Origin of the sequence: Microbacterium sp. SL62 (genome assembly GCF_026672635.1) — a bacterium.
GTDB lineage: Bacteria > Actinomycetota > Actinomycetes > Actinomycetales > Microbacteriaceae > Microbacterium > Microbacterium testaceum_A.
Genome location: NZ_JAPPRM010000001.1, coordinates 2,650,608 through 2,677,446, shown reverse-complemented (window position 1 = coordinate 2,677,446; position 26,839 = coordinate 2,650,608). Strand labels below are relative to the sequence as shown.

Genomic DNA, 26,839 nt, shown 5'->3' with positions numbered 1-26,839 from the left:
GGGGCTGACCGGGCGGCGCCGGCGCGGGGCCCACCTCTAGCGTGGAACCCATGACCACGGCATCCGTTCTTCCGCCTCCTCCGCCGACGCCCGCGCCCGTCGCCGGCGCTCCCGTTCCGAGGGTGGACCAGCCCCTCGCGCCGCGGGTGCGCATCGCCTCGCCCGGTCGCATCGCCGGTGCGGTGGTGCATCTCGCCGCGCTCGGCGTCATCGGCCCCGGCATCCTGGGAACCCTGTTCGGGCTCTTCGGCGCCGGCGTGGGGCTGCTCGCCGCCCTCTTCATCGGGGTGATCGCCCTGGTCGCCCTCGTCTACGCGCTCTTCGCGATCGCCTGGTTCGAACGCGCGCGTCTCGACGGCCTCTACCGCCTGGGTCTGCCGCCCCTGCGTCCCCGCCACAGCCCGCGCACCGGGTTCACCGGCGTCGCGCACACCATCTGGTTGCAGGCCATCGATCCGGGTCAGTGGCGGGCGGTGGCATCGTTCACCATCGCGACGATCCTGGGTCTCGCCACGCTCGGCGTCGCCGGGCTCACCTCGTGGGGGCTGGGTCTGATGATCAGCCCGATCTTCGGGTGGTCCCACCCGCGTCTGCTCGGTTTCGTGCCCCTGCAGGGCGTGGCAGCTCCCCTCGTGGGTCTGCTCGTCTTCGTCGCCTCGCTCGCGGCGATCGTGGGCCTAGCGGTGCTCCACGGGGTCATCTCGCGCGCGATCCTCGTCCCCTCCCGCGAGGCGCAGCTGGAAGAGCAGGCCCGCACCTCCGACACACGCCGCGCCGGGGCCGTCCGGGCGGCCGAGGTCGAACGCACCCGTATCGAGCGCGACCTGCACGACGGAGTCCAGCCGCGGCTCGTCTCGATCGGCATGACGCTGGGCCTGGCGCAGACCAAGATCGACGACGATCCCGAGGCCGCGAAGGCCCTCGTCGCCGAGGCGCACGCCTCGACCAAATCGGCCATCACCGAGCTGCGGCAGCTGGCTCGCGGCATCCATGCCTCGGTCCTCGACGATCGGGGACTCGATGCCGCTCTCTCGGCGCTCGCGTCACGATCTCACATCCCGGTGACACTCGATGTGCGAGTGCCGCGGCGGTGCTCGCGTCCGGCCGAGGCGGCGGTGTACTTCGTGATCGCCGAGGCGCTGACGAACGCGGCGAAGCACTCCCGGGCGACCGGATGCCGTGTCCACGTTCGACTGCGCGATGACGGGACTCTGTGGGCCCGGGTCGAGGACGACGGCCTCGGCGGGGCGCGGATCGTGCCCGGTGGCGGCCTCGACGGCATCGTCAACCGGGTCACCGCGGCCGGCGGCACCGCCCGCATCGACAGCCCGCAGGGCGGACCGACCACGGTGGAGGTGAGCGTCCCGTGCGCATCCTGATCTGCGAGGACTCGGTCCTCCTGCGCGAGGGGCTCGTGCGCCTGCTCGCGGACGACGGCCACGAGGTGGTCGCGGCGCTGCCCGATGCCGAGGGCCTCGAGGCCGCGGTCACGGAGACCACCCCCGACCTGTGCATCCTCGACGTACGTCTGCCGCCGACCTGGACCGACGAGGGCATCCGTGCTGCGATCGCGCTGAGGTCCCGGCATCCCGGTCTCTCGGTCCTCGTCCTGTCGCAGTACGTCGAGGAGCAGTACGCGAGCGACCTGATCGCCGACGGGCAGGGCTCGCTCGGTTACCTCCTCAAGGACCGGGTCGCCGACGTGCGCGACTTCCTCGACACGGTGGCCCGGATCGCCGGGGGAGCGACCGTGCTCGACCCCGAGGTCGTCGGCCAGCTGCTGGCGCGGCGCCGCCGCGACGAGCGGCTGCAGAGCCTCACCGAGCGCGAACGCTCCGTGCTCTCGCTGATCGCCGAGGGGCGCTCGAATCAGGCGATCGCCCAGGCGCTGTTCGTCTCGGAGGCCAGCGTCGAGAAGTACATCACCGCCATCTTCACCAAGCTCGGACTCGAGCAGGACGAGACCGGCAACCGCCGCGTCATCGCCGCCCTCGTGCACCTGGGCCACGACCACACCGGAGCCACCTCATGACCTCGCCGACCCCTCTCACGCCGCCGACCGCGCCCTCTCGTCACGGGGTTCCCTTCTTCGTCTCGCTCGCCACGATCGTCGTCGGGGCATGCGTGCTCGCGGGCACGGTCATCGGGACGGGCGTGACCGCGGCCGCGACGCTGCGCGACAGCGGGTCGGGGTACGCGATGAGCGAGACCGCGACCGACGGACTCACCGATCTCGACGTCGATGTGGCGGGCGGTTCGCTCACCATCGCGTACGGCGACGTCTCGGAGGCGCAGCTCGACGTCGGGAGCGGGGCGGACGGGTGGACGTTCGAACGGAAGGGCAGCACCCTGCGGGTGAGCTCTCCGCAGACCAACTTCGTCGGCTGGTCGAACGGCGCCGGATCCGCCACCCTGGTGCTGCCCCGGGCCTCCGCCACGACGAACCTCGACGCGCGGATCCAGGTCGCCGGCGGCGCCCTGTCGGTCGACGCCGACTTCGGGTCGTTGAACGTGCAACTCGCGGGAGGTGACGTGGATCTCGCCGGAGACGTCCGCACCCTCGACGTGTCGGTCTCGGGCGGGTCGGCGTCGGGGACCCTCACGGGGGTGGGGGACGCGACCTTCGAGGTCGCCGGCGGCAGCCTCGCCTCGACGCTGGCGGGAGACGCCCCCGCGCGCACCAGGATCACGGTCACCGCCGGCTCCGCCGACATCACCCTGCCCGACGAGGAGTACAACGTCACCACCGACAGCGGTCTCGGTCGGATCGACAACCGCCTGCGCACCTCGTCGTCGGCGACGGCGGTCGTGGACGTCGAAGCGTCTCTGGGGCAGGTGTCGCTGCGGTCGTGACGCCCGCGCGAGGGGTCAGGATCTGTCGCCGACGGACCGTCCGGGCGACAGATTCCGACCCCTCGCGCCGCTCGTGACGGCGATCGCCGCGAGCACCAGCACGATGCCCCCCACCTGCGGCACAGCGAGCGACTCGCCGCCCACCGCCACCCCGAGCAGTACCCCGGTCACGGGGTTCAGCAATCCGATGAGCCCCACGGTGCCCGCGGGCAGGTGACGCAGTCCGGTGAACCAGCACACGAACGCCAGTGCCGTCGCGATGACCGCGATGCCGACGTAGGCCAGCAGGCCCGCGGCATCCACTCGGGGTGGTCGGCCCTCGACCATCGCCGCCACCGCGACCAGGGCGACACCCCCGGCGGTCAGCTGCCACGAGGTGGTCGCGAGCAGGGGCGTCTCGTCCCTCCAGCGGGTGGTGAGGATCGCTCCCAGCGACGACGCCAGCAGTGCGATCACGGATGCCACGACCCCCGCGACCGGGATCGTTCCGGTGCCGAGCCCCACCACCGACAGCACGCCGACGAGACCCAGGAGCGCGCCGACGGCCCATCGCGCCGTGGGCCGTTGCGAGAGCAGGGGCCAGGCGAGCCCCGCGAGAGCCAGGGGGGGCCAGCGCCATGATCGACGCGGCGATCGAGGACGGCAGCAATTGCGCCGCGATGTAGACGAGCACGAAGAAGGCGCCGAAGTTCAGCAGACCGAGAACGGGCGCCTTCCACCACCAATCGCCGCGCGGACGACGGCGCGCGAGCGCCCAGAGCAACAGGCCGGCGGGGAGGGCCCGCAGTGCGGCTCCCCACAGCGGAGCGTCGGCGGGCAGCAGGTGTCGGGTCACCACGTAGGTCGCGCCCCAGGCCACGGGAGCGACGGCGGTGATCGCGCCGAGACGCCACTTATCTTCCATGGAAGACAGTCTAGCTTCCGTGGAAGATAGAATGGGGAAATGGATGCCGACCACGTCGACGAGATCGTCCAGCACTGGGCCGCCGAACGCCCCGACGTCGACGCCTCGCCCATGCAGGTCATCGGTCGGCTGAGCCGCATCGCCGCTCACCTCGACGCGGAGTTGCTCGAGGTCTTCCGCCGGTTCGGCCTGGGCGAGGGGGAGTTCGACATCCTCGCGACCCTCCGCCGCGGCGGCGAGCCGTTCGCGCGCACGCCGGGTGAGCTGGCGCGTCACACGATGGTGACCACGGGCGCGGTGACGAAACGCGTCGACCGGCTCGTGGCATCCGGTCTCGTGTCCCGGAGCGCCAGCGACGACGACGGGCGCGGACGCGTGATCTCGCTCACCGCGAAAGGCCGCCGGGTCATCGACGAGGCCGTCGTCGCCCACCTGACCAATGAGGAGCGGCTGTTGTCCGGGCTCGACGTCGATCAGCGGCGCACGCTCGAGGCGCTGCTGCGAGAGTGGGGACGGGCGCTCGGCGTCTGACCCCTCGTGCGCCTCGACGGATTCTGTCGCCTCCCGGCCCCGGAAGCGACAGAAGACGGCGGATCAGGCGCTCTTGAGCGCCTTGGCGATACGCTGCGGCGACACGGGCTCTGCCGTGCCGAGGCGCTGAGCGAACAGGCTGACGCGCAGCTCTTCGAGCAGCCAGCGCGTCTGCACGAGGTTCGCCGTCGCATCGGCGGGAAGCGGAACCGCGCCCCCAGCCTCGACGAAGCCCGTGGCCGCGCGCTCGTACTCGGTCATGCGCTGGCGATCGCGACCGGGGTTGTCGGACAGCGTCCTCACCCGCTCCAGCGCTCCGGCGAGATAGCGCGGGAGGTGCTGCAGGCGCGCGAGGCCCGTACGCGAGAGGAATCCCGGGAAGATCAGGCCCTTCACCTGCCCGCGCACGTCGTTCAGCGCGCCCAGCAGTGTGATCGACGAGGCGTCCTTCATCGCGCGGTCGACCTCGCGTTGCGCGAGCAGGATCCTCGCCGCGAGCGACACCGTCTGGAAGGTGCGGTCGACGGATGCCGTGGAGAAGGCGTCGCGCACGCATTCGAAATCCGCCTTCGTGCGCACGACGCCGCTCGGCGCCTCGCGCAGCAGGACGTCGTCGGCGAGGGCCACGCGCGCATCCTCGATGAGCGCCTTGGCGTTCTGGTACGGCGAGGCAGCCAGCGCGAGCTTCTCGTTCGCGGTGAGGTGGTCGAGCACGTAGGTCGCGGGGGAGGGGACGGCCAGCAGCAGGAGACGCCGGATGCCGGCCCGCGTGTGCCGCGCCGCGTCTTCGGGGGTCGCCTCCACGCGCAGGGCCACGCTGTCGCCCTCATCGACCAGGGCGGGGTAGCCGCGCACGACGCCACCGGCGACAGGGGTGTCGACGACTTCGGTGAGTTCGTCGAGATCCCAGGTCGTCAGCTTCGAGCGCGACGCGAAAGCGGGGGAGGCCTCGGCGACTTTCGCGGCTCTCTGCGCCGGGCGGGCGATCGTCGACTCGACGCTGGACCGGGCCTTGTCGGCGAGACGGCGCTGCAGGGTCGCCAGGTCGCGGTCGCTGCCGATCGCTCGGCCGCGGGCATCCACGGCGCGGAACGACGGCGTGAGGTGGCCGGGAACCCGCTCGAGCTCGAAGTCGGCGGCGCTCACCCGCTGGTTCGCCACGCGCTGCACGAGGGCGGCGAGGGCGTCGACGAGCGTCGTCTTCGGCAGGCCGTTGGCGTGCTCGGGGCCCTTCTCGGCGAGTTCGGCCGAGAATTTCTCCGCCCAGTCGGCGGCGGGCACGACGTTGCGGCGGATCGTCTTCGGCAGCGCGCGCAGCAGAGCGGTGACCAGCTCGTCGCGCATGCCGGGGACCTGCCAGTCGAACCCGTCGGGCCGCAGCTGCGCGAGCAGGGGCAGCGGCACGACCACCGTCACGCCGTCATCGGGGGCTCCCGGCTCGAAGCGGTACGCGAGGTTGAGCGTCTGATCGCCCTGGCGCCAGCGCGCGGGGAAGGCCCGGTCGTCGCCCTGGGCGCGGTCGCCGGTGAGGTCGGACTCGCGCAGGTCGAGCAGGTGCGGGGTGCGGTTCGAAGCGTCTTTCCACCACGTCTCGAACGAGCGCACGTCAGTGACGTCGGCCGGGATGCGGGAGGTGTAGAACGCGAACACGGCTTCGTCACCGATGAGGATGTCGCGGCGACGCTCGCGCTCCTCGATCTTCTCGAGCAGGCGGCGCTGCTCCTGGTTGCGGCGGAGGAACGCGGTGAGGCGCTTGTCGAGCACCGACGGGTCCCACTCGCCCTCGACCAGCGCGTGGCGCACGAACATCTCGCGCGCGAGCGGCCGGTCGAAGCGCGCGAGCTGCACCCGGCGACGCCCGACGAGCTCGACCCCGAAGAGGGTGACCTTCTCGTAGGCGGCGGCGGAGCCGGCATCCTTCGACCAGTGCGGCTCGCTCAGCGAGCGCTTGACCAGGTCGGGGGCGAGATCCTCCGCCCACGCCGGGTCGACGGCGGCGACCGTGCGGGCGAACAGGCGCGAGGTCTCGACGAGCTCGGCGGCCATGACGGCCGAGGGGCGCTTCTTCTTCAGCCCCGAGCCCGGGAAGATCGCGAACCGCGCCCCGCGCGCGCCGATGTACTCGCCCTTAGTGGGGCGGGCATCACCCGGCGCCTTGCGGTCTTTGGCCTGCGCCATGGTTCGGGGATCCAGGATGCCGAGGTGCGACAGCAACCCGGAGAGGATCGCGCGGTGGATCGCGTCGCCGGCGGCGTGCCCCTCGGGGGCGGCGTTCCGGTCGGCGGCTGTCGAACCATGTCCCGACTTTCGCGCTGCATGTCCCGAATTGTGCGGCCTGGAGGGGTCTGAACCAGCCGAAAGTGGGACATGGTTTCTCGAGCGCCCGCCGCGACGGCCTCCGTCGCCGGAGTCCCGCGCGCCGCCGTCGCCCGACCCGCGCTCGCCGCCGAGCGATCGGAGCTGCCGGTGCACGTCCATCCACTCGCGCACGCGCACGTAGTTGAGGTGCTCGCTGCGGCACAGGCGCCGGAACGCGTTCGAGCCCAGCTCGGCCTGCTTCTCCTGCAGGTAGTCCCACAGGTTCAGCAGAGAGAGGAAGTCGCTGGTGGGATCGGTGAACCGCGCGTGGAAGCGGTCCGCCTCTTCGCGGCGCTCCTCGGGCCGTTCGCGCACGTCCTGGATCGACATGCCCGACACGATCGCGAGCACCTCGGGCTGCACGTCGTTCCGGCGCGCCTCAATGAGCATGCGGGCGAAGCGCGGGTCGATCGGCAGGCGCGCGATCTCGCGTCCGATCTCGGTGAGGCGGGGCCCGTCCTCGCGCGGACCCCGTCCGCCGCGGTGCCGGGACGGGTCGCCGTCGCCGCGGACGTCGCGCTCGCGTGAGGTGTCGGCACCGCGCATGCCCGCAACGGGCAGCTTCACCGCGCCGAGCTCGACGAGCAGGTCGAACGCCGCCTTCACGCCCCGCGAGTCGGGCGGGGTGAGGAACGGGAAGGCCTGGATGTCGCCGAAGCCGAGCGACAGCATCTGGAGGATGACGGATGCCAGCGAGGTGCGCAGGATCTCGGGCTCGGTGTACTCGGGGCGCCGCGTGAAGTCGTCTTCGGAGTAGAGCCGGATCGCGATACCGGGCGAGGTGCGCCCCGCTCGCCCCGAGCGCTGCTGCGCCGACGCCTGCGACACGGCCTCGATCGGCAGGCGCTGGATCTTCGACCGGTTGCTGTAGCGCGAGATGCGGGCGGTTCCGGTGTCGACGACGTACCGGATGCCGGGGACGGTGAGACTCGTCTCGGCGACGTTCGTGGCGAGGATGACGCGGCGACGCACGCCCGCGACGCTCGAGCGCTCGAACACGCGGTGCTGTTCAGCCGCGGACAGGCGCCCGTACAGGGGCAGGACCTCGGTGGGGGAGGTGTCCTTCTGGTACGCCCCGCGGATGGCATCCGCCGCATCGCGGATCTCGGCCTCTCCGGGGAAGAAGACGAGCACGTCGCCCGGGGCCTCGCGATCGAGCTCGCGGAGGGCCGCGACGACGGCTCCGACCTCGTCCCCGTCGTCGTCGGAGCGCCCCGGCTTGGCGGCCGGTCGGGCCGGGCTGCGGGGCTTCTTCGGCTGCGGCGCCGGGGTCCCGGCATCCGGGGTCTCGTCGTCGGCGTCGTCGGAAACCTCATCCGCGCCGTCCACCGGCCGATACCGGATCTCGACCGGATACGTCCGGCCCGACACCTCGATGACCGGCGCCGGGGTCGGCTCGCCGCCCGGCTCGGTGGGAGCCGCCGCGAAGTGCCGCGCGAAGCTCTCGGGGTCGATGGTCGCCGAGGTGACGATGACCTTGAGGTCGGGGCGCTTCGGCAGGATGCGGCGCAGGTAGCCGAGCAGGAAGTCGATGTTGAGCGAGCGCTCGTGCGCCTCGTCGACGATGATCGTGTCGTAGCGGCGCAGCAGTCGGTCGCGGTGGATCTCGTTGAGCAGGATGCCGTCGGTGACCAGCGCCACGCGCGTGTCGGCCGACACCTTGTCGGTGAAGCGCACCTTGTAGCCGACGGTCGAGCCGAGGGGAACCTGCATCTCGTCGGCGATGCGCTCGGCGATCGTGCGCGCGGCGATGCGGCGCGGCTGCGTGTGAGCGATCGAGGTGCGGCCCAGTTCGAGGCAGATCTTGGGCAGCTGCGTGGTCTTGCCCGAGCCGGTGGCCCCGGCGACGATCACGACCTGGTGGTCGCGGATCGCGCGCGCGATCTCGTCCCGCGCGGCGCTGACGGGCAGCTCGGGCGGGTAGACGATGACGGGTTCGACAGACACAGCCTTCCAGCGTATCGCCCACCCATCGCGCGAGTCGCCAATTTCCGTCGCTTGGGGCTGCTCGAAGCGACATTCGTGGCGACTCGCGCGAGGGGTCACTTCCTGTCGCCTGGCCCGTGCCGGGGCGACACAAAGCGACTCCTCACGGGGGGAGCGCCTACGGCATCGACGCCTTCTGCTCAACGATCCGCCGGGCCGCGGCATCCACCTTCGCGGCGAACGCGGGGTCGCTCTCGGCGCGCGCCAGCACCGCCTGGTGCATGTCGGGGTACACCGAGGGGTCGGCCGAGACCAGCAGCAGGTCGACCCCGGCGTCCACGGCGAGGGTGGCGCGATCGGCCGGAGACCAGGGCTGCACCTGGCGCGCCGCCGACAGGTCGTCGACGGTAATCACGCCGTCGAACCCGACGCGGTCGCGCAGCACGTCCACCACCGCGGGTGAGAACGCGGCGGGCGCGCTCGGGTCGATCCGGGCGTAGATCGCGGTCGACATCATGACGATCGCGTCCCCTTGGGGCAGGACGCTCGCGTACACGCCCACGTCTGCGCCGTCGGCGGTGACCGTGTCGTCGGTGACGCCCGTGCGGGTGTCGGTGTTCTCGTCGACGTGCCCCAGGCCCGGGAAGTGCTTGAGCGTGGGCATCACGCCGCCGTCGCGCATGCCGGCGGCGAACGCGCCGACCTTGGTGGCGACAGTGGTCTCGTCGTAGCCGTACTCGCGCGCGAGCGCGCCGATCGGAGGATTGGATGCCGCGAACTCCGGGCTCGTGACGATGTCGGCGACGGGAGCGAGGTTCATGTTCACCCCCGATTGCGCGAGTTGCGTGCTCCAGGTCGCGGCGGAGGAACGCAGGGCCGCGTCGGTCTGGGCGGCCTGCTCGACGGCCGAGGGGATGCGGTCGAAGCCCGGACCCTTCAGCACCTGGACGGTGCCGCCCTCCTGGTCGGTGGCGACCCACAGCTGCGGAGCGGCCGCGCCGACGGTGGAGGTGAACTGCCCGATCAGGTCTGCGGTGGCCTGGGTGCCGGCATCCGACCTTCCGTGCAGGAAGATCCCGCCCACGTGATCGTCGCGCACGGCGGCGAGCGTCGTGGGGTTGGCGCCCTCCACCGACGTGCCGACCATGAACATCTGGCCGACCTTGTCCTGCAGGCTCATCCCCGCGAGGGGATCCGGGGTCGCGGTGGGCGTCGGCGTCGGGGACGGAGAGGGGGATGCCGTCGGCGCGGGCGCCGCGGCCGGGGCGCACGCGGTGAGGGTCAGGGCCGCGAGCAGGAGGAGGGTCGTCGAGCGCGTGGCGGTTTTCACCCCTCGATCGTCGCCGATGACTCTGGACGGTCCCCGGGTCTTGACGCTGATCCGCGCGCGGCGATCACCCGTTGCCGGCGGAGCAGGTGGCCTGGTTTGCCTTCGTTCCGCTGACGTTGCTCGGCAGTTCGACGACGCCCGGCGCGGCGCTGGCGTCCGTGGCATCCGGTGCGGGGGTGCTCGCCGCGGGGGCGGGCTCGCTCGGCGCGGGGGTCGGGGCCGAGGGGTCGGCGATGACTCCGCCGTTGGCTCCCTCTTCGCCGGTCAGCTGCAGAGGGGCGTTGGTGTCGAGCGCCTCCCACAGGGTTGCGGCCGACGCCTGGTCGGGGATCACGTGGTTGTTGTCCGCGGGGTCGTCGACCACCGGGAACTGCACGAACGTGATGTCGCTGAACGGCACGTCCTTGAGGGTGTAGGCCAGCTGAGCGATGCGGATCGGGTCGGCGAGGCTCTCGCTCGGTTCGATGTTGTTCACCGCGGTGTTGGCGAGCCCGATGAGGGTGCCGGGGTTCGAGAGCACCTCGTCGCTGCGCAGCTTGTTGATCAGCCGCGAGAGGTACTGCTGCTGGTTTCCGATGCGGGCGAGGTCGCTGCCATCGCCGATGCCCTTGCGTGTGCGCAGGAACGCCAGGGCATCGTAGCCCTTGACGACGCGCGGGCCCGGCTCCCAGTCGATCCCCGCGTCGGGGTCGTCGATGCCGTCGCCGCCGATGCAGACCTCCACGCCGCCGATGGCGTCGGTGATGTTGACGACGTTTCCGAAGCTCACCTTCGCGGCGAACGGGATGCTCTGTCCGCTCAGCTCCGAGACCGTGTCTGCGACGCAGGTCAGTCCGCCGGCTTCGTACGCGGAGTTGATCGGGGCCTTGGACGACGCCGACGAGGTCGAGCCGTCGGCTCCCGTGCACTCCGGGATGCCGATCTGCAGATCGCGGGGGAACGAGACGACGGTGACGCGACGGGGGTTCGTCGAGACGTGCACGAGCATGTTGACGTCGTTGCGGGTGCCCTCGTTGCCCGGGTCGGAGCAGCGCGCGCCGAAAGCCGCCTTCACCTGGTCGTCGCACTCGTCGGTACCGACGACGAGCACCGAGAAGGGTTCGTTGTAGGCGCTCAGCGCGGGCGGTTCGGCCGGGGCGTCCTTGAGGGGAACGGCGGCGTCTTGCAGACGCTGCGACAGCGAGAACGCGTAGAACCCTCCGACCGCCACGGCCGCGACGAGCACGACGGTCACGGCGATGGCGACGAGCTTCGCTCCCCGACGCCAGGCCGAGGAAGGGTCGCGTCGAGCGTGCCGGGTGGGAGGCTGCGGCGTCATTTCGGTAGTCAACCACGCCGGGGTGCGAGAAGGCGGGGGATAAAGGACTCGACCCGCGCGTCAACCCCGAGAACTCTTCGAGACACCGCTCCTAGGCTCTTCTCATGACCGTTCCTTCAGTTCAGCTCAACGACGGAAACTCCATCCCCCAGCTCGGCTACGGCGTGTTCCTCGTGCCCGCCGACGACGCCGAGCGTGCCGTGTCCGAGGCCCTCGAGGTGGGCTACCGCCACATCGACACCGCCGCGATCTACAAGAACGAAGAGGGCGTCGGCCGCGCCATCGCCGCGAGCGGCATCGCGCGCGACGAGCTCTTCGTCACCACCAAGCTCTGGAACGACCGCCACGACGGCGACGAGCCGCTCGCCGCGATCGACGAGAGCCTGCAGAAGCTCCAGCTCGACGCCGTCGACCTGTACCTCATCCACTGGCCCACGCCGAAGAACGACAACTACGTCCACGCGTGGCAGAAGATGATCGAGATCCGCGAGGCCGGCAAGGCCCGCTCGATCGGCGTCTCGAACTTTCTCGTGCCGCACCTCGACCGCATCGTCGCCGAGACCGGTGTGACCCCCGTGGTCGACCAGATCGAGCTGCACCCCGCCCTCAGCCAGCGCGAGATCGCGGCCTGGGGCCAGGAGCACGACATGCACATCGAGTCGTGGGGCCCGCTCGGCCAGGGCAAGTACGACCTGTTCGAGATCCCCGCGGTGAAGGATGCCGCCGAAGCCCACGGCAAGAGCCCCGCTCAGGCCGTGCTGCGCTGGCACATCCAGCACGGGTTCATCGTGTTCCCCAAGTCGGTGCGCCGCGAGCGCCTCGAGGAGAACTTCGACCTGTTCGACTTCGAGCTCACCGCCGACGAGATGGCCGCGATCGACGCGGTCGACCCGGGCGACGGCTCGGGCCGCGTGGGCACGCACCCCGACGACCTCAACTGAGGTCGGCGCACCCGCGCGCATGAACCGCCTCGCGAACGCCTCGAGCCCCTACGTGCGGGCCCACGCCGACAATCCCGTCGCGTGGTTCCCCTGGGGGGCCGAGGCGTTCGCGCTCGCGGCCGAGAGAGACGTCCCCGTGATGGTCTCGATCGGGTACAGCACCTGTCATTGGTGTCATGTGATGGCGCGCGAGTCGTTCCAAGACCCCGAGACCGCTGCCGAACTCAACGCCGGCTTCGTGTCGATCAAAGTCGATCGCGAGGAGCATCCCGACGTCGACGCCGCCTATCTCGACGCGGCATCCGCCTTCACCCCGCACCTCGGGTGGCCCCTGACGGTCTTCGCCTCGCCCGAGGGGCGCGTTTTCTACGCCGGCACCTACTTCCCGCCGGCCCCGCGCCCTCCCCAGCCCTCGTTCCGTCAGGTGCTCGCCGCGGTCCGCGAGGCGTGGACCGAACGCCGGAACGAAGTGGATGCCACGGGCTCCTCCCTCCGCGAGGCTCTGGCCGCCGCCGCCACCGCAGCGGCAGACGCTCCTCCCTCCCTCGAGCAACTCGCCGCCGCGGCGCGGACCGTCGTGGCCCGCGAGGACCGCGAGTACTCCGGCTTCGCCGCCGGGCCCGCGTTCGAGACCCCGAAGTTCCCGAACACTCCCGTTCTGCGCTTCCTGCAGCACCCGGCTCTGACGGCGGATGCTCCGGATGCCGCTGACGTGGCATCCCGCGCCCTCTCCGCCATGGCCCGCTCCGACCTGCACGACCTGGTCGAGGGGGGCTTCTTCCGCTACGCCACCCGCCGCGACTGGAGTGTGCCGCACTACGAGCGCATGCTCACCGACAACGCGGGTCTCGTCGAGGTGGCGCTCGCCGCGGGCGACGACGCCGTCGCCACCGATGCCGCGCGGTTCCTCGTCGACGTGCTGCAGCTGCCCTCGGGCGGAATCGCCGCAGCCCAGGACTCCGAGTCGGTGATCGACGGGGTCCGCACCGAGGGCGGGTACTACCGCGCCTCCGATCGCTCGGGGCTGCAGCCTCCGGCGCTCGACGCGAAGGCCGTCACCGGCTGGAACGGACACGCGATCGCCGCTCTCGCCGCCGCCGGAACCCGCACCGACCCGCGCTTCCTCGAGGCGGCCCGGTGGGCCGCCGACGCCGTGCTCGAGAGCAACGTCGCCGACGACGGAACCCTCCGACGGGCTTCGCTCGACGAGGTCCGCTCCGCAGCCCCGGCGACGCTGGAGGACTACGGCGGTCTTGCTCGGGGCCTCCTGGCGCTCGCTCGCGCGACCGGCGAGGTCGCCTACGCGTCGCGGGCCCGGGCGTTGGTCGATCTGTGCCTCGGCGCAGACGGCATCCATCCTCCGGGCGGCGGGGACCCCGTGCTCGTCGCTCAGGGCATGCAGTCGCACGCCGTGCCCACCGACGGCGCCTCGCCCTCGGGCCCGTCGGTGTTCGCCGCGGCCGCTCTCGACCTCTGGCGCCTCGGGGCGGGGAGCCGTACCGCACCGCGGCCGAGACGCTCGTGCGCGCCGCCGCCGATGCCGCGCTGGCGTCGCCGCTGGCGCACGGAGCGATCCTCGAGGTCGCCCTCGGCCTGGTGTCGGCCCCGCGCCAGCTTGTCGTGGTGGGCGAGACGGATGCCGAGATCGCCGAGGCCGCGCGCCGCGTCGCCGCCGATGTCGTGGCGGTGGTGTCGCCCGCGCAGGCTCTCGCCTTCGCCGAGGCCGGGTTCACGCTGTTCGAGGGCAAGGTCGCACTCGGCGGCGAGGCGACGGCGTACGACTGCCGCGCCTTCGCCTGCGCGCTGCCGACGACGGATGCGGGGCGGCTGGGCTGAGGGCGGTCACTCCAACAGATGCCGCAGGTACCGCCCCGGCGACTCGAGGAACCCGCGCTGCAGCCGCACCAGCTCCAGGTCTTCCCAGGCGCTCTCGCGGATGCCCCAGTCGCCCAGCTCGAGGATCGTCGCCCCGGGCAACGCGGCCAGCACGGGGGAGTGGGTGGCGCAGATCACCTGGGTGCCGCGGGAGCGCATGCGGTCGAGGGAGGCGAGCCAGCGCAGCGTCGATGAGAACGACAGCGCCGCCTCGGGCTCGTCGAGGCAGGCGAGGCCCGAGACATAGTGCGGGTGGTCGAGCGTCTCGTCGAGCAAGGCGTTGAAGGACTCGCCGTGGCTCATCGTGTGCAGGCTCGGGGCCGGGCCGCCCAGGTCGTCCCTCCAGCTGTAGTAGCCGTGCATCGTCTCGGCCCGCAGGAAGAACCCCCACCGCGGGGCGCGCGGGCTCCGCTCGATGCGCAGCCACTCGCCGAGCGGACTCTCGGTTCGCCGAGTCTCGCCGCCGCCGTTGGTCGAGCCGCCCTCGGCCGGCAGGCCGGCCGCCTCGGCGATGCCCTCGATGAGCGTCGACTTGCCCGACCCGTTCTCTCCGACGAGGAAGGTCACGCCGGGCCCGAACTCCCATCCCTCGCCGCTCGCCACCTCGAGGAACTGCGCGACCGCGGGAACGGTGGCCGGCCACGCGGCGGGGTTCACGGCGGCATCGCTGAACACCTTGACCCGCTGCACCGGCCGCGGATCGTTCAGCCACTCATCCCCGCGGGTCATCGCCCCCACCCGGTGGTCGGTCGGTGGCGAGCAGAGCGGCGGATGCCGAGCCCCCGGCGCGCCGGATGCACTCCACCCGTCCGCTCCCGCCGCCCGCTCATCCGGCTCAGATCCAGGTCGGCAGCCAGTTGTGCAGGCGCCAGAACTCGTACGGGACGGGAAGACCCGCCCACACCGGGTACCAGAACGCCGAGATGACGAGGCAGAGTCCCAGGAACACCAGCACGAGGACCTGCCCGCTCGCTCTCGAGGCGTCCTTCACCCCGCGGGCGACATCGCGCAGCGCGAAGGCGAGGGCGAGCACGAGGAACGGCAGCATCGCGACCGTGTAGAACTGGAAGATCGTGCGCTCGGGGTAGAGCAGCCACGGCACGTAGGTGGCGGCGAGCCCGGTCAGCACGAGAGCGAAGCGCCCGTCGCGGACGACGACGAATCGTACGAGCAGGTAGAGGGATGCCGCGACCCCGGCCCACCAGATGATCGGGTTCGCGATGCTCGAGATGGCCTCGGTGCACCCCGTCGGCAGGGCGCACCCGTTGACCCCGGTCTGGTCCTGGTGCCAGTACATCGAGGTGGGGCGGATGAGCAGCGGCCACTGCCAGGCGGGGCTCGCGTAGCTGTGCGGGGTGACGAGTCCGACGTGGAAGTTGTACATCTCCTGGTGGTACGCCCACAGCTGTCGAAGCGGCTCGGGGATCCACCCCCAGATACCCGTCGCGGCGACCGGGGTGCCGCGCATCCACCCGCCGTTGGTGAACAGCCAACCCGACCAGCTCGCCACGTACACGACGACCGCGACCGGTACGAGCAGCACGAACGATGCGAGCCCCTGGCGGACGGCATCCATCGGCCATTGATCGATCCCCGCGCGGCGACGGGCGAGCGCGTCGGTGATCACGGCGTACAGGCCGACGGCGGCCAGCACGTACAGCCCCGACCACTTCACGGCGGTGGCGGCTCCGGCGGCGGCTCCCGCGGCGACCAACCACGGACGGTTCCACAGCACGGGGCCCCAGGTGTGCCGTTCGCCCGGGAGGGCCGCGATCGCGGCTCGCAGGCGGTCGGCGGTGCGGCGGTGGTCGAGCGCGACGAACCAGAAGGTCAGCACGACGAAGAACGTCAAGAAGATGTCGAGCAGCGAGATGCGGCTCAGGACGATGCCGAGGCCGTCGATCGCGATCAGACCGGATGCCACGGTCGCGAACGGGATCGAGCGGATGAGCGTGTGCGCGAGCAGATACACCAGCAACACGGTCGCGGTGCCGAAGACCGCGGCCGAGATGCGCCAACCGGTCGCGGAGTCGGGGCCCAGCAGCGCCATGCCCGCGCCGATGAGGATGCGCCCGAGCGGGGGGTGCACGACGTAGCTGCCGATGCCGGTGAAGACGTCGGTGTCACCCGCGACGAAGCTGGCGTCGGCGCCGTCGGGCCAGGTCGAGGGGTAACCGAGCACCCACTGGCTCCACGAGTCCTTCACGTAGTAGGTCTCATCGAACACCAGCTGGTGCGGGTTGCCGAGGTCGATCAGCCGCAGCACCGCCGCGACGACGGTGACGAGCAGGGGAGCGAGCCAGCGCCACAGGCGGGATCCGCGGGGGCTCGCGAGCAGGGCGTCGCGCCACCGGTCGATGCGCGTCTGCTCGACGACGGGGAGCAGCGGAGGGACGGCGGTGGTCACGGGCCCCAGCCTAAGGTGGAACGGTGATCATCCTCGCGGCGACCCCCATCGGCAACCTGGGCGACGCCTCGAAGCGTCTGATCGAGGCGCTCGAGAACGCCACGGTCGTCGCGGCCGAAGACACCCGCACCACGCAGCGCCTGCTCGCCGGCCTCGGGGTCGAGAACCGCCCGCGCCTGATCGCCCTGCACGACCACAACGAGAAGGAGCGCGCGGCCGAGCTCGTCGAACTCGCGCGCGAAGACGACCTGCTCGTGCTGAGCGACGCGGGAATGCCCACCGTCAGCGACCCGGGCTTCGGGCTCGTCGCGGCTGCGGCCGCCGCCGGCGTGACCGTCACGGCCATCCCCGGGCCGAGCGCCGTCGTCACCGCGCTCGCGGTCGCCGGGCTCCCCACCGACCGCTTCGCCTTCGAGGGCTTCCCGCGCCGCAAGCCGGGGGAGCGCCGCAAGGCCTTCGCACAGCTCGCCTCGGAGGAGCGGACCCTCGTCTTCTTCGAGTCGCCCTCGCGCCTGGCATCCACTCTCGAAGATCTCGCGAGCGCGTTCGGCTCCGATCGTCCCGCCGCCGTCTGCCGCGAGCTCACGAAGCTGTACGAAGAGGTCAAGCGCGGCACCCTGGCCGAGCTCACCGCGTGGGCGGCCGAGGGCGTGCGTGGGGAGATCGCGATCGTCGTCGGCGGCGCCTCGGCGCGCGAGGTGGCGTTCCCGGATGCCGTGACCCAGGTGCTCGAGCTCGTGCGCGGCGGCACGCGGCTCAAAGAGGCCGCCGCGGAGGTGGCGTCGCAGACGGGTCACTCGTCGCGCGAGCTGTACCAGGCCGCGCTCGCCGTGAAGCGCTGAGCGTCTCCGCGCGTCTTCGCGTGAGGGGTCGATATGTGTCGCCTGGCGCGCTTCTCGGCGACACCAACTGACCCCTCACGCGCGAGGAGCGCCGGCGGGCCCGTCACACGGTCGGCCGTGTCGGAGGCTCCCCGTAGAATCTCCAGGTGACTTCCGGCCGATCCTTCTACATCACGACGCCGATCTACTACCCCAGCGATCTGCCCCACATCGGGCACGGGTACACGACCGTCGCCGTCGACACGCTCGCCCGCTGGCATCGTCAGGCGGGGGACGACACCTGGATGCTGACCGGCACCGACGAGCACGGGCAGAAGATGCTCCGCGCCGCCGCCGCCAACGGCGTCACCCCGCAGGAGTGGGTCGACAAGCTCGTCACCGAGTCGTGGTTCCCGCTGCTCGAGACGCTCGACGTCGCCAACGACGACTTCATCCGCACCACGCAGCCCCGCCACGAAGAGCGGGTGCAGCAGTTCGTGAAGGCGCTTTTCGACCGCGGCTACATCTACGCGGGCGAGTACGAGGCGCTGTACTGCGTCGGCTGCGAGGAGTTCAAGCCCGAGGCCGAGATCGTCGACGGAACCGGCCCCTTCGAGGGCCTCAAGGTCTGCGCGATCCACTCCAAGCCCCTCGAGCTGCTGCAGGAGAAGAACTACTTCTTCAAGCTCAGCGAGTTCCAGGACCGGCTGCTCGAGCTGTACAAGACGGAGCCCGACTTCGTGCGCCCCGAGTCCGCGCGCAACGAGGTCGTGTCGTTCGTTCGTAGCGGTCTGAAGGACCTCTCGATCTCGCGTTCGGCGTTCGACTGGGGCATCACGGTTCCGTGGGACCCCTCGCACGTCATCTACGTGTGGGTCGACGCCCTGCTCAACTACGCCACCGCCGTGGGCTACGGCACCGACCCCGCCGAGTTCGAGCGTCGCTGGCCGGCGTTCCACGTGGTCGGCAAAGACATCCTGCGGTTCCACGCCGTGATCTGGCCGGCCATGCTGATGGCCGCGGGCCTCGACGTGCCGCGCGGCGTCTTCGCGCACGGATGGCTGCTCGTCGGCGGCGAGAAGATGTCGAAGTCGAAGCTCACCGGCATCGCGCCCACCGAGATCACCGACGTCTTCGGCTCCGACGCGTACCGGTTCTACTTCCTCTCGGCGATCGCGTTCGGCCAGGACGGCTCGTTCTCGTGGGAAGACCTGTCGGCCCGCTACCAGGCCGAGCTCGCCAACGGCTTCGGCAACCTGGCCTCGCGCACGGTCGCGATGATCTCGAAGTACTTCGAGGGCGTCGTGCCGGCGCCGGCCGCGTACACCGAGAGCGACCTGACCATCCAGAAGATCGTGGCGGATGCCGCGACCACCGCCGACGCGGCCATCGAGCGATTCCGCACCGACGAGGCGATCGCCGCGATCTGGACGATCGTCGACGCGCTGAACGGCTACATCACCGAAAACGAGCCGTGGGCCCTGGCCAAGGACGTGTCGACGCGCGAGCGCCTGGGCACGGTGCTGTACACCGCGGCCGAGGGCCTGCGCGCCCTCGCGGTGCTGCTGTCGCCGGTCATGCCCGAGTCGACGTCGAAGCTGTGGGTCGCGCTGGGCGCGGCCGACGGCCTCGGCGCTCTCGTCGCGCAGCCGATCCGCCAGGCGGGCGCCTGGGGCCTGCTGCCCGCGGGCGCCACGGTCACGTCGCTCACCCCGCTCTTCCCGCGCGTCGAGCAGGCGTGACGCAGGTGCCTTCCGAGTCGGCGGCGGCGGTCCCTGGGTCCGTCGAAGGGTCCTCCGCAGCGGCCGCCGCCCCCGGCTCGACGCCGGTCGAGCGTCCCCGCGACACGATCGGCGACGGCGATCCGAGCCAGTACGTGCGCGAGCGTTCGGTCGACGGTCGTCGCGACGTCAGCTATCCGCCGGCGCCCGAGCCTCTCGGCATCCCGGTCTACGACAATCACACGCACCTCGAGATCGAAGACGGCGAGACCGGCCTTTCGTTGGACGAGCAGCTCGAGCGCGCTCTCGCGGTCGGTGTGCACGGGGTCGTGCAGGCGGGCGGCGACATCGACTCCTCGCGGTGGTCGGCGTGGGCCGCGCGCTCGCACCCGCGCGTGCTCGCAGCCGTGGCGATCCATCCGAACGAGGCTCCCGCGTACGAGCAGGCGGGGGAGTTGGATGCCGCGATCGCCGTCATCGACGAGCTCGCCGCCGAGCCGCGGGTGCGGGCCATCGGCGAGACGGGGCTCGACTTCTTCCGCACCGAGGCCGACGGTATCCCGGCCCAGATCCGCTCGTTCGAGGCGCACATCGCGCTAGCGAAGAAGCACGGGATCGCGATGCAGATCCACGACCGCGACGCCCACGACGCCGTGCTCGAGACCCTCGAGCGCGTCGGTGCTCCCGACAAGACGGTCTTCCACTGCTTCTCGGGCGACGCCGGCATGGCGCGCATCGCCGCCGACCGCGGCTACTACCTCTCGTTCGCCGGCAATGTCACGTTCAAGAATGCGCAGAACCTGCGCGACGCGCTCGCGGTGACGCCCCTCGACCGCATCCTCGTCGAGACCGACGCCCCGTTCCTGACGCCCGCGCCGTACCGCGGCCGCCCCAACGCGCCGTACCTGATCCCGGTGACGCTTCGCTTCCTCGCGGCAGAGCTGGCGATGGATGCCGACGAGCTCGGCGCCCAGGTCGCCGCGAACACGCTGGAGGTCTACGGCGCGTTCGAGGACTGAGCGCGCGCGGATCTCCGTCGGGGTTTCGCCCTCGACGCCACCCTGAGAACGACGAAGGCCGGCACCCCGCGGGGCGCCGGCCTTCTGGCATCCGGGATCAGGCCTTGGCCTTGTCCTTCGGCTTGCGGACGAACAGGGTCTCGGTCTGCTCGAGCTCCATGCCCTTGGTCTCGGGAATGCGCAGCAGCACGTAGACGAACGACAGCCCGGCGAACAGCGCGTACATACCGTAGGTGAGCGGGAGCGACCAGCTCGACATCGCCGGGAACGACACCGTGATGGCGAAGTTGGCGATCCACTGCGCGCCGGCGGCGACACCGAGCGCCTTGCCGCGGATGCGGCTCGGGAAGATCTCGCCGAGCAGCACCCATACGAGCGGGCCCCACGAGGCTCCGAAGCCGACGACGAAGACGTTCGCGGCGACGAGCGCGACGCTTCCCCACGGGGCGGGAAGCGAGACGTCCTGGCCAGAGCCGGTCGCGAACGCGAACGACAGGGCCATGGCTCCGAGCGAGACGGTCATGAGGATCGAGCCGGTCAGCAGAATGGGCTTGCGGCCGACGCGGTCGACCAGGAAGATCGCGACGAAGGTGACCACGACGTTGGTGATCGAGGTGATCACCGAGATCAGCAGCGAGTTGCTCTCGTCGAAGCCGACGGCCTTCCAGAGCGTCGTGGAGTAGTAGAAGATCACGTTGATGCCGACGAACTGCTGGAACATGGACAGCAGGATGCCGGTCCAGACGATGCCCTGAAGGCCCAGCACGGGTCCGCGCAGCGACACGTTCTTGTTCTTGCGATCGGCCTCGATCGTGTTCGACAGCTCGTTCATCGTCTTGTCGAGATCGGCCGGCGGAACGAGGCGCGCGAAGATCGCCTTCGCCTCGTCGCGCTTGCCCTTGGCGAGCAGGTAGCGCGGCGACTCGGGGACGGTGAACGACAGGATGCCGTAGACGGCGGCGGGGATCACGCCCACCAGGAACATCCAGCGCCAAGCCTCGAGGCCCAGCCACAGCTGGTTCGCCGCACCGCCGGCCGAGTTGGCGAGCAGGGCGTCCGACAGCAGCGCGCCGAAGATACCGAGGGTGATGGCCAACTGCTGCAGTGACGCGAGCGAGCCGCGGATCTGGCGGGGCGCGACCTCGGCGATGTACGCGGGAGCGACCACCGAGGCGATGCCGATGCCCAGGCCGCTCATCACGCGCCAGAGGATCAGGTCGGGCACGCTGAAGGTGAGGGCCGCACCGATCGACGACACGAAGAACAGCACCGCGCCGAGCAGCATGACCTTCAACCGGCCCCAGCGGTCCGAGAGGGCGCCGGCGATGATGGCTCCCACCGCGCAGCCCAGCAGGGCCACCGCGACGACGAAACCGGTGAGCACCTGCCCCAGCTCGAAGTTGCCGTCGACCGCGTCGACCGCGCCGTTGATGACGGAGGAGTCGAAGCCGAAGAGGAAACCGCCCACCGCGGCCGCGACCGAGAGGCCGATGGCTCGTCGCCCGTAGGGGCTTCTGAGGGTGAAGGCGTTCGAGGGGATGGACTGCGTTTGACTCACCTCATCACGCTACTCCTGCGTATCCGACGCGGCGGGTACTGGCGGGATCGCTGACTACAGTGGAACAATGCCCGTTTCCCTGCTCGGTGCCGCCGAGATCCGTCGGCTCGCCGCCGACCTCGACGTCACTCCCACCAAGAAGCTCGGGCAGAACTTCGTCGTCGACGCCAACACCGTCCGCAAGATCGTGCAGGCGGCCCGGGTGACGGCATCCGATCGTGTCGTCGAGATCGGTCCGGGCCTCGGATCCCTCACTCTCGCGATCCTCGAGACGGGCGCCTCGGTCGTCGCCGTCGAGATCGACCACCGCCTCGCCGAGCGTCTTCCGGCCACGGCGGCCGCGCACGACGTTCCCGCCGATCGCCTCACGGTCATCGACGCCGATGCCCTGCGCGTCGACGAGCTCCCCGGTGAGCCGAGCGTGCTGGTCGCGAACCTGCCGTACAACGTGTCGGTGCCGGTCCTCCTGCACTTCCTCGAGACCTTCCCCTATCTGCAGCGCGGTGTCGTGATGGTGCAGGCCGAGGTGGGGGAGCGCCTGGCCGCCCCTCCCGGGTCGAAGGTCTACGGAGCCCCGAGCGTCAAGGCCGCCTGGTACGGCTCGTGGCGTCTGGCCGGCACGGTGTCGCGTCAGGTGTTCTGGCCCGTGCCCAACGTCGACAGCGTGCTGGTCGGTTTCGATCGGGATGCCGAGCCCCGGGGCACCGAGGAGCACCGGCTGCGCACCTTCCAGATCGTGGATGCCGCCTTCCAGCAGCGCCGCAAGATGCTCCGTCAGGCGTTGTCGGGCGTGCTCGGCGGCACCGCGGCCGAAGCCTCGGCGCGCCTCGAGGCGGCCGGGGTCGACCCGACCCTCCGCGGAGAGCAGCTCACGGTCGAGGACTACGCCCGCATCGCCGCGTCGTCCTGACGGTTCGGCTGATCGCGGCCGCCGTGCCGGGGCGCGGCAGGCGGGCCGCGTGTGCCCGACGGCGGGGCGTTCGGCGACTCGCCGTGCGGGCCGGCCGGTACGCGGCGTGTCGACGACGACGTCCGCGGTTGTGCTCAGCCCACTGCGCTGCGGCCGAGCCAGATCCGGCGCGGGGTGAATTCCCGCCGTGTTCATCACGCGTTCCCGAAACATGTCTGTAACATTTCGAGCCAACCGGGAGCATCACGCCGGTGACGAGGTCGTACCCGACGGCCCGAGAGGATCGAGATGCGTTACGCCGAGTACCCCCGAGCCGAACGTGTGCTGCTCCACCTGAGCGACACCCATCTCCGAGCCGGCGGTGCACCGCTCTACGACGACGTCGACTCCGAGGCCTACCTCGCCCGCGCCGTGGAGGCGATCGAGACGTCGGGAATCCGCCCCAACGCCCTCGTCTTCACCGGCGACCTCGCCGACTTCGGTGAGACCGACGCGTACGACCGCGTCCGCGCCCTCGTCGAGCCGCTCGCCGAGCGCCTGCGGACCCGCGTGGTGTGGGTGATGGGCAACCACGACGATCGAGCGGCTTTCCGGTCGCGGCTGCTTCCCGCCGACGACGCCGAGGCGACCGCCCCGGTCGATCGCGTCGACGAGTTCGACGGCCTGCGCATCGTGACCCTCGACACCTCGGTGCCCGGGTCGCACCACGGCGAGGTCACCGCCGCGCAGCGCGAGTGGCTCGCCGAGGTGCTCGCGACGCCGGCCCCGCTCGGCACGATCCTCGCGATGCACCACCCGCCCGTGCCCAGCGTGCTCGACCTCGCGGCCTCCGTCGAGCTGCGCGACCAGCGGAGCCTCGCGGGGGTGCTGCGCGGCACCGACGTGCGCGCGATCCTGGCCGGTCACCTGCACTACTCCACGTTCGCCACGTTCGCCGGAATCCCCGTGTCCGTGGCATCCGCCACCTGCTACACGCAGGACCTCATGGTCCCGGTCGGCGGGACGCGCCCTCAGGACGCGGCCCAGGGCTTCAACATCGTGCACGTCTACGACGACACGGTGGTGCACTCGGTCGTGCCCCTGGCCGCCAGCGCGGCCCTGCAGTACGTGGATGCCGAGGAGTCCCAGCGTCGACTGCGCGATGCCGGGATCGTCGTCCCGACCTCGCGGGCGTTCAGCGGACCGGTGTCGCCGCCGACGACGCCGCTGCCGATCCTTCGCTGATCGAGGTCTTCTCCCAGGGGGCGGCGACCGGGAAGTAACGCTCGAGGCACGCCCGGAGCGCGGGGACGCGCACCTCTTCGGGGATCTCGGGCACGCTGCCGTCGTTGAGGCAGAACATGTCGGTGTCGCGGCGCGAGACGAGACGCTCCATGGTGCGCAGCGAGTCGAGCTGCGTGGTCTGCACGTAGCGGGTGCGGGGCTCGGTCGTGATGATCGCGCGCCCGGTCGCCAGCGCGTAGTAGTGGTACAGGCTGTTCGTCACCGAGATGTCGGTGGCCGAACGGAACCGGCTCGCGGCGGTGCGGGCGTAGTCGTCGGCGAACTCCTTCTCGAGCTCGAACGCCACCGAGCGACGCAACGGGGTGGCGCAGTGCTCGAGGTCGAGCGTGATGACCCGGCCGAAGCGTTCCCTGAGCAGTGCGCGGTTCACGCGCAGGCCGTTGTCGTGGCCCGAGCGCTCGATGTGCGCCGGGCCGCTGCCGATGCGCACGCCGCTCTCGACGAACCGGCTGACCCCACCGCCGCTGAAGAACAGCTCGGGGGTGACGGGGCGGCCGAAGAACATGTCGTCGTTGCTGTACAGGAAGTGCTCGGCCAGCCCGGGGATGCGGTGCAGCTGCGCCTCGACCGCGTGGGAGTTGTGCGTGGGCAGCACCGAGGGATCGGCGAAGAACTCCTCGCTGCGCACGATCGTCACCTTGGGGTGGTCGGCGAGCCACTCGGGGGTGGGGGAGTCGGTCGCGATGAAGATGCGGCGCACCCACGGCGCGTACATGTGCACGCTGCGCAGCGCGTAACGCAGCTCGTCGACCTGGCGGTAGCGCGCGGCATTGTCGTCGCCGTCGCCGACGACGTACCCCTTCATGCGCGCGGCACGCTGGCGTTGGAACTCGCTCGACGAGCCGTCGACCCACGAGAAGACCATGTCGACGTCGGCCGTGAACTCGTTGGGGTGCGGGTCGAACATCCCCGAGACGGTCATCCACCGGCGCCCGTACCGCTCCAGCTCGACGAGGTCGAGGTCGGCCGCGGCGAACTTGCGGCGGGTGAGGGCGCTCGGGCGCGGGGCCTCGATGGTCTTCTCGCCGAAGCGCCATAGCTCGAGTCGCGGAGCGAGAGACGCGCCGTAGCGGTACGACCCCTCGGTCGAGGTGCGCGGGCGGAACACCGCGTACGCCTGGACCGATCCGGGCGCGGGGTGCACGCTGTGCGCGGGCACGGGGTCCTCGCCGCGGGCCTTGAGATACACCGGGCCCAGCTCGGGGTTGCGCAGAGCGGTGAGCGCCGCCTCGGCATCCGCCGTGTCGACGACGAGCTTGGGGCGACGGTTCGCGTCGCGCACGAGGAGCACCTTCACACCGGCCGCCTCGATCGCGGACGCCGCGGTGAGCAGGTCGTCGCGCTCGGCCATCGCGGGCGTCGACGAGTCGTCGACGACGTGCAGGATGCCGTCGTGCATGCGGATGTCGGACCGGGACAGCAGGGCGCGCCAGGGGTCGGTGTCGATCGACAGGGGGACCATCGGGCGCATTCTGCCTCCTCGGGGGTGGGTGCATGGGATCCGGTCACCGTATGGTTCCGGGGTTACGAAGACGTTTCGGCCTCAGCGCCGAACGACGGGGAGCGGAGCACTACTGTCGAAGAGTGACTCAGATCGCTCGCTCCGGCCCGGACCTCCCCGTACCGCCTTGCGAGCGACGGCGGGAAGCAGGCCGACGTTCCAGTTTCGCACACGGTGAGAGCCCCCGGCGCGCAGGACGGCGGTCGTCGCGATGAGTGCGCAGACTCCGGCATCCGTCCGCGTCCGCGCCCCCGGCAAGATCAACGTGTTCCTCGAGGTGGGTGACGTCCAGGACGACGGGTATCACGAGCTCGCCACGGCGTTCCAGGCGGTCTCGCTCTACGAAGAGATGGTCGCAACGCCCGCGGACGAGATCACGATCGACGTCTCGGCGCGCGGTCCGGTCGACATCGAGGGCGTCCCCACCGACGATCGCAACCTCGCCGTCCGCGCGGCTCGACTTCTGGCGCAGACCGCGGGCATCGACCGCGGTGCCCACCTCGCCGTCCGCAAGGCCGTTCCCGTCGCGGGCGGCATGGGCGGCGGTTCCGCCGACGCGGCCGCCGCACTGATCGCGTGCGATGCCCTCTGGGGACTCGGGATGCCGACGAGCGAGCTCGTCCGGTTGGCCGCTCGCCTCGGCGCCGACGTGCCCTTCGCCCTGCTCGGCGGAACCGCCGTCGGAACCGGTCGCGGCGATCAGCTGAGCCCGGCGCTCGCGCGCGGACGCTTCGACTGGGTGCTGGTGCCGAACGAGACGGGCATGTCGACCCCCGTCGTCTACGGCGAGCTCGACGCTCACCGTCGGCGCCACGCCGTCGACATCGGGCCCGCGCCGCGCGTTCCCGCGGTGGATCGCGACGTCCTGCACGCTCTGCGCCAGGGCGACGCCGGGATGCTCGCCGCGACCCTTCGCAACGACCTCCAGGCGCCGGCCCTGCACCTGCGTCCCGACCTCGCCCGCGTCCTCGAACGCGGAGAGAGCTCGGGAGCGCTGGCCGGGATCGTGTCGGGATCCGGCCCGACCCTCGCGTTCCTGGCCGCCGACGAATCCTCCGCGATCGACCTGCAGGTCACCCTCAGTGCCGCGGGCCTCGTCGCTCTGCACGTGCACGGGCCCGTGCCGGGTGCTCGTGTGGTCTGACCGCGCCGCACCATAGCCGAGGTCGACACACGGAGCAATGTTCGCTTTTCGTGCCGACCACCTGGTTAGCCTCAGTCGAGGTGGACCGCCACCGCTGGGTGCCGTGCCCGCGGGGTGCCACGAAGGGGGTTTCCCATGAAGGCAGTGCTCGACGGCGTCGTGATCGCCGAAGCAGACCGCGACGACCTGGCCTCGATCGAGGGGAACTGGTACTTCCCGCCGCAGTCCGTCCGCGAGGGCGCGCTGCACAAGAGCCCCACCCCGTACACCTGCCCCTGGAAGGGTGCCGCCCAGTACTGGAACGTCTCACTCGACGGTGCCGAGCTGACCGACGGCGCGTGGTCGTACCCAGACCTCTACCCGGGAGCCGTGGAACGAGTGGGCAAGGACTTCGCCGGATTCGTCGCGTTCGACCGGAAGGTCGTGGTCTCCGACTGA

Annotated in this window: 21 protein-coding genes and 2 pseudogenes; 14 read left to right on the top strand and 9 right to left on the bottom strand. The window is 71.1% G+C overall.

Going from position 1 to position 26,839, the window contains the following annotated elements; all coding sequences use genetic code 11:
• The first annotated feature begins 50 nt into the window (after window positions 1–50).
• Genes OVA26_RS12795 through OVA26_RS12785 form a run of 3 tightly spaced genes read left to right on the top strand, consistent with a single transcriptional unit; the run spans window position 51 to window position 2,853 of the window.
• Window positions 51–1,379, top strand: a complete 1,329-nt coding sequence (locus tag OVA26_RS12795; RefSeq protein WP_081349880.1) for a sensor histidine kinase — start codon at window positions 51–53, stop codon at window positions 1,377–1,379.
• A complete protein-coding gene (locus OVA26_RS12790) occupies window positions 1,367–2,032 on the top strand; it encodes a LuxR C-terminal-related transcriptional regulator (RefSeq protein WP_074696756.1) in 666 nt (221 codons plus the stop codon). The genes OVA26_RS12795 and OVA26_RS12790 overlap by 13 nt, the downstream gene beginning before the upstream one ends.
• Entirely contained in the window at window positions 2,029–2,853 is an 825-nt protein-coding gene (locus OVA26_RS12785) for a hypothetical protein (RefSeq protein WP_074696758.1), read from the top strand. Before OVA26_RS12790 ends, OVA26_RS12785 begins: the two co-directional genes overlap by 4 nt.
• 15 nt (window positions 2,854–2,868) lie before the next feature.
• Here the strand turns inward: OVA26_RS12785 and OVA26_RS12780 are convergent, their stop codons facing one another.
• Both OVA26_RS12780 and OVA26_RS12775 read right to left on the bottom strand, forming a co-directional pair.
• Window positions 2,869–3,369 carry a DMT family transporter gene (locus OVA26_RS12780; protein ID WP_268104317.1) on the bottom strand — a complete coding sequence of 167 codons (501 nt, stop codon included), beginning with the start codon at window positions 3,367–3,369 and terminating at the stop codon, window positions 2,869–2,871.
• A gap of 148 nt (window positions 3,370–3,517) precedes the next feature.
• Window positions 3,518–3,757: pseudogene (locus tag OVA26_RS12775) on the bottom strand (EamA family transporter); the annotation flags it as partial.
• Between the two features lie 39 nt (window positions 3,758–3,796).
• Here OVA26_RS12775 and OVA26_RS12770 point away from each other — a divergent pair.
• Window positions 3,797–4,288, top strand: a complete 492-nt coding sequence (locus tag OVA26_RS12770; protein WP_268104316.1) for a MarR family winged helix-turn-helix transcriptional regulator — start codon at window positions 3,797–3,799, stop codon at window positions 4,286–4,288.
• A 63-nt stretch (window positions 4,289–4,351) separates the two neighbouring features.
• On the opposite strand, the gene OVA26_RS12765 is transcribed toward OVA26_RS12770, so the two are convergent.
• The 3 genes from OVA26_RS12765 to OVA26_RS12755 all read right to left on the bottom strand — a co-directional run bounded on the left by OVA26_RS12765 (window position 4,352) and on the right by OVA26_RS12755 (window position 11,220).
• Window positions 4,352–8,593 carry a DUF3418 domain-containing protein gene (locus OVA26_RS12765; RefSeq protein ID WP_268104315.1) on the bottom strand — a complete coding sequence of 1,414 codons (4,242 nt, stop codon included), beginning with the start codon at window positions 8,591–8,593 and terminating at the stop codon, window positions 4,352–4,354.
• 157 nt (window positions 8,594–8,750) lie between these two features.
• Window positions 8,751–9,902 (bottom strand): glycoside hydrolase family 3 N-terminal domain-containing protein, encoded by a 1,152-nt coding sequence (locus tag OVA26_RS12760; RefSeq protein WP_268104313.1) that lies wholly within the window; start codon window positions 9,900–9,902, stop codon window positions 8,751–8,753.
• Window positions 9,903–9,966: 64 nt separating this feature from the next.
• Complete coding sequence (locus OVA26_RS12755; RefSeq protein ID WP_268104312.1) at window positions 9,967–11,220, bottom strand: LCP family protein; 1,254 nt, start codon at window positions 11,218–11,220, stop codon at window positions 9,967–9,969.
• 104 nt (window positions 11,221–11,324) lie between these two features.
• Between OVA26_RS12755 and OVA26_RS12750 the strand changes: the two genes are divergently transcribed.
• The 3 genes and pseudogenes from OVA26_RS12750 to OVA26_RS17365 all read left to right on the top strand — a co-directional run bounded on the left by OVA26_RS12750 (window position 11,325) and on the right by OVA26_RS17365 (window position 13,997).
• On the top strand, window positions 11,325–12,161 hold the full coding sequence (locus OVA26_RS12750) for an aldo/keto reductase (RefSeq protein ID WP_268104311.1): 837 nt from the start codon (window positions 11,325–11,327) through the stop codon (window positions 12,159–12,161).
• A gap of 19 nt (window positions 12,162–12,180) precedes the next feature.
• Window positions 12,181–12,606, top strand: a pseudogene (locus OVA26_RS17370) (thioredoxin domain-containing protein); the annotation flags it as partial.
• Window positions 12,607–13,682: 1,076 nt separating this feature from the next.
• Window positions 13,683–13,997, top strand: a complete 315-nt coding sequence (locus OVA26_RS17365) for a hypothetical protein (RefSeq protein WP_326493379.1) — start codon at window positions 13,683–13,685, stop codon at window positions 13,995–13,997.
• Between the two features lie 6 nt (window positions 13,998–14,003).
• Here the strand turns inward: OVA26_RS17365 and OVA26_RS12740 are convergent, their stop codons facing one another.
• Both OVA26_RS12740 and OVA26_RS12735 read right to left on the bottom strand, forming a co-directional pair.
• Entirely contained in the window at window positions 14,004–14,765 is a 762-nt protein-coding gene (locus tag OVA26_RS12740) for an AAA family ATPase (protein WP_268104310.1), read from the bottom strand.
• Window positions 14,766–14,871: 106 nt separating this feature from the next.
• Window positions 14,872–16,443, bottom strand: a complete 1,572-nt coding sequence (locus OVA26_RS12735) for a dolichyl-phosphate-mannose--protein mannosyltransferase (RefSeq protein ID WP_268104308.1) — start codon at window positions 16,441–16,443, stop codon at window positions 14,872–14,874.
• Between the two features lie 23 nt (window positions 16,444–16,466).
• On the opposite strand from OVA26_RS12735, the gene rsmI reads away from it, so the two are divergent.
• The 3 genes from rsmI (at window position 16,467) to OVA26_RS12720 (ending at window position 20,004) form a co-directional block, all read left to right on the top strand.
• On the top strand, window positions 16,467–17,285 hold the full coding sequence (gene rsmI, locus OVA26_RS12730; protein WP_268104307.1) for a 16S rRNA (cytidine(1402)-2'-O)-methyltransferase: 819 nt from the start codon (window positions 16,467–16,469) through the stop codon (window positions 17,283–17,285).
• Between the two features lie 146 nt (window positions 17,286–17,431).
• Entirely contained in the window at window positions 17,432–19,006 is a 1,575-nt protein-coding gene (metG, locus tag OVA26_RS12725; RefSeq protein WP_268104306.1) for a methionine--tRNA ligase, read from the top strand.
• A gap of 107 nt (window positions 19,007–19,113) precedes the next feature.
• Window positions 19,114–20,004, top strand: coding sequence for a TatD family hydrolase (locus tag OVA26_RS12720; protein WP_268104925.1), 891 nt, complete (start codon window positions 19,114–19,116; stop codon window positions 20,002–20,004).
• Between the two features lie 97 nt (window positions 20,005–20,101).
• Here OVA26_RS12720 and OVA26_RS12715 read toward each other — a convergent pair whose 3' ends face one another.
• The gene (locus tag OVA26_RS12715) at window positions 20,102–21,562 is read right to left on the bottom strand and encodes a sugar porter family MFS transporter (protein WP_056228707.1); all 1,461 of its coding nucleotides are present in this window, start codon (window positions 21,560–21,562) and stop codon (window positions 20,102–20,104) included.
• A gap of 67 nt (window positions 21,563–21,629) precedes the next feature.
• Here OVA26_RS12715 and rsmA point away from each other — a divergent pair, with 67 nt between their 5' ends.
• Together rsmA and OVA26_RS12705 are read left to right on the top strand one after the other, a co-directional pair.
• Window positions 21,630–22,472 (top strand): 16S rRNA (adenine(1518)-N(6)/adenine(1519)-N(6))-dimethyltransferase RsmA, encoded by an 843-nt coding sequence (gene rsmA / locus OVA26_RS12710; protein WP_268104305.1) that lies wholly within the window; start codon window positions 21,630–21,632, stop codon window positions 22,470–22,472.
• A 288-nt stretch (window positions 22,473–22,760) separates the two neighbouring features.
• Entirely contained in the window at window positions 22,761–23,696 is a 936-nt protein-coding gene (locus OVA26_RS12705; protein ID WP_268104304.1) for a phosphodiesterase, read from the top strand.
• Here the strand turns inward: OVA26_RS12705 and OVA26_RS12700 are convergent.
• Window positions 23,647–25,227: a stealth family protein gene (locus tag OVA26_RS12700; protein WP_268104303.1), complete on the bottom strand. Its 1,581-nt coding sequence runs from the start codon at window positions 25,225–25,227 to the stop codon at window positions 23,647–23,649. The genes OVA26_RS12705 and OVA26_RS12700 overlap by 50 nt on opposite strands.
• Before the next feature lie 241 nt (window positions 25,228–25,468).
• Between OVA26_RS12700 and OVA26_RS12695 the strand changes: the two genes are divergently transcribed.
• Together OVA26_RS12695 and OVA26_RS12690 are read left to right on the top strand one after the other, a co-directional pair.
• On the top strand, window positions 25,469–26,401 hold the full coding sequence (locus OVA26_RS12695; RefSeq protein WP_056228692.1) for a 4-(cytidine 5'-diphospho)-2-C-methyl-D-erythritol kinase: 933 nt from the start codon (window positions 25,469–25,471) through the stop codon (window positions 26,399–26,401).
• A 135-nt stretch (window positions 26,402–26,536) separates the two neighbouring features.
• The gene (locus OVA26_RS12690; RefSeq protein ID WP_056228689.1) at window positions 26,537–26,839 is read left to right on the top strand and encodes a DUF427 domain-containing protein; all 303 of its coding nucleotides are present in this window, start codon (window positions 26,537–26,539) and stop codon (window positions 26,837–26,839) included.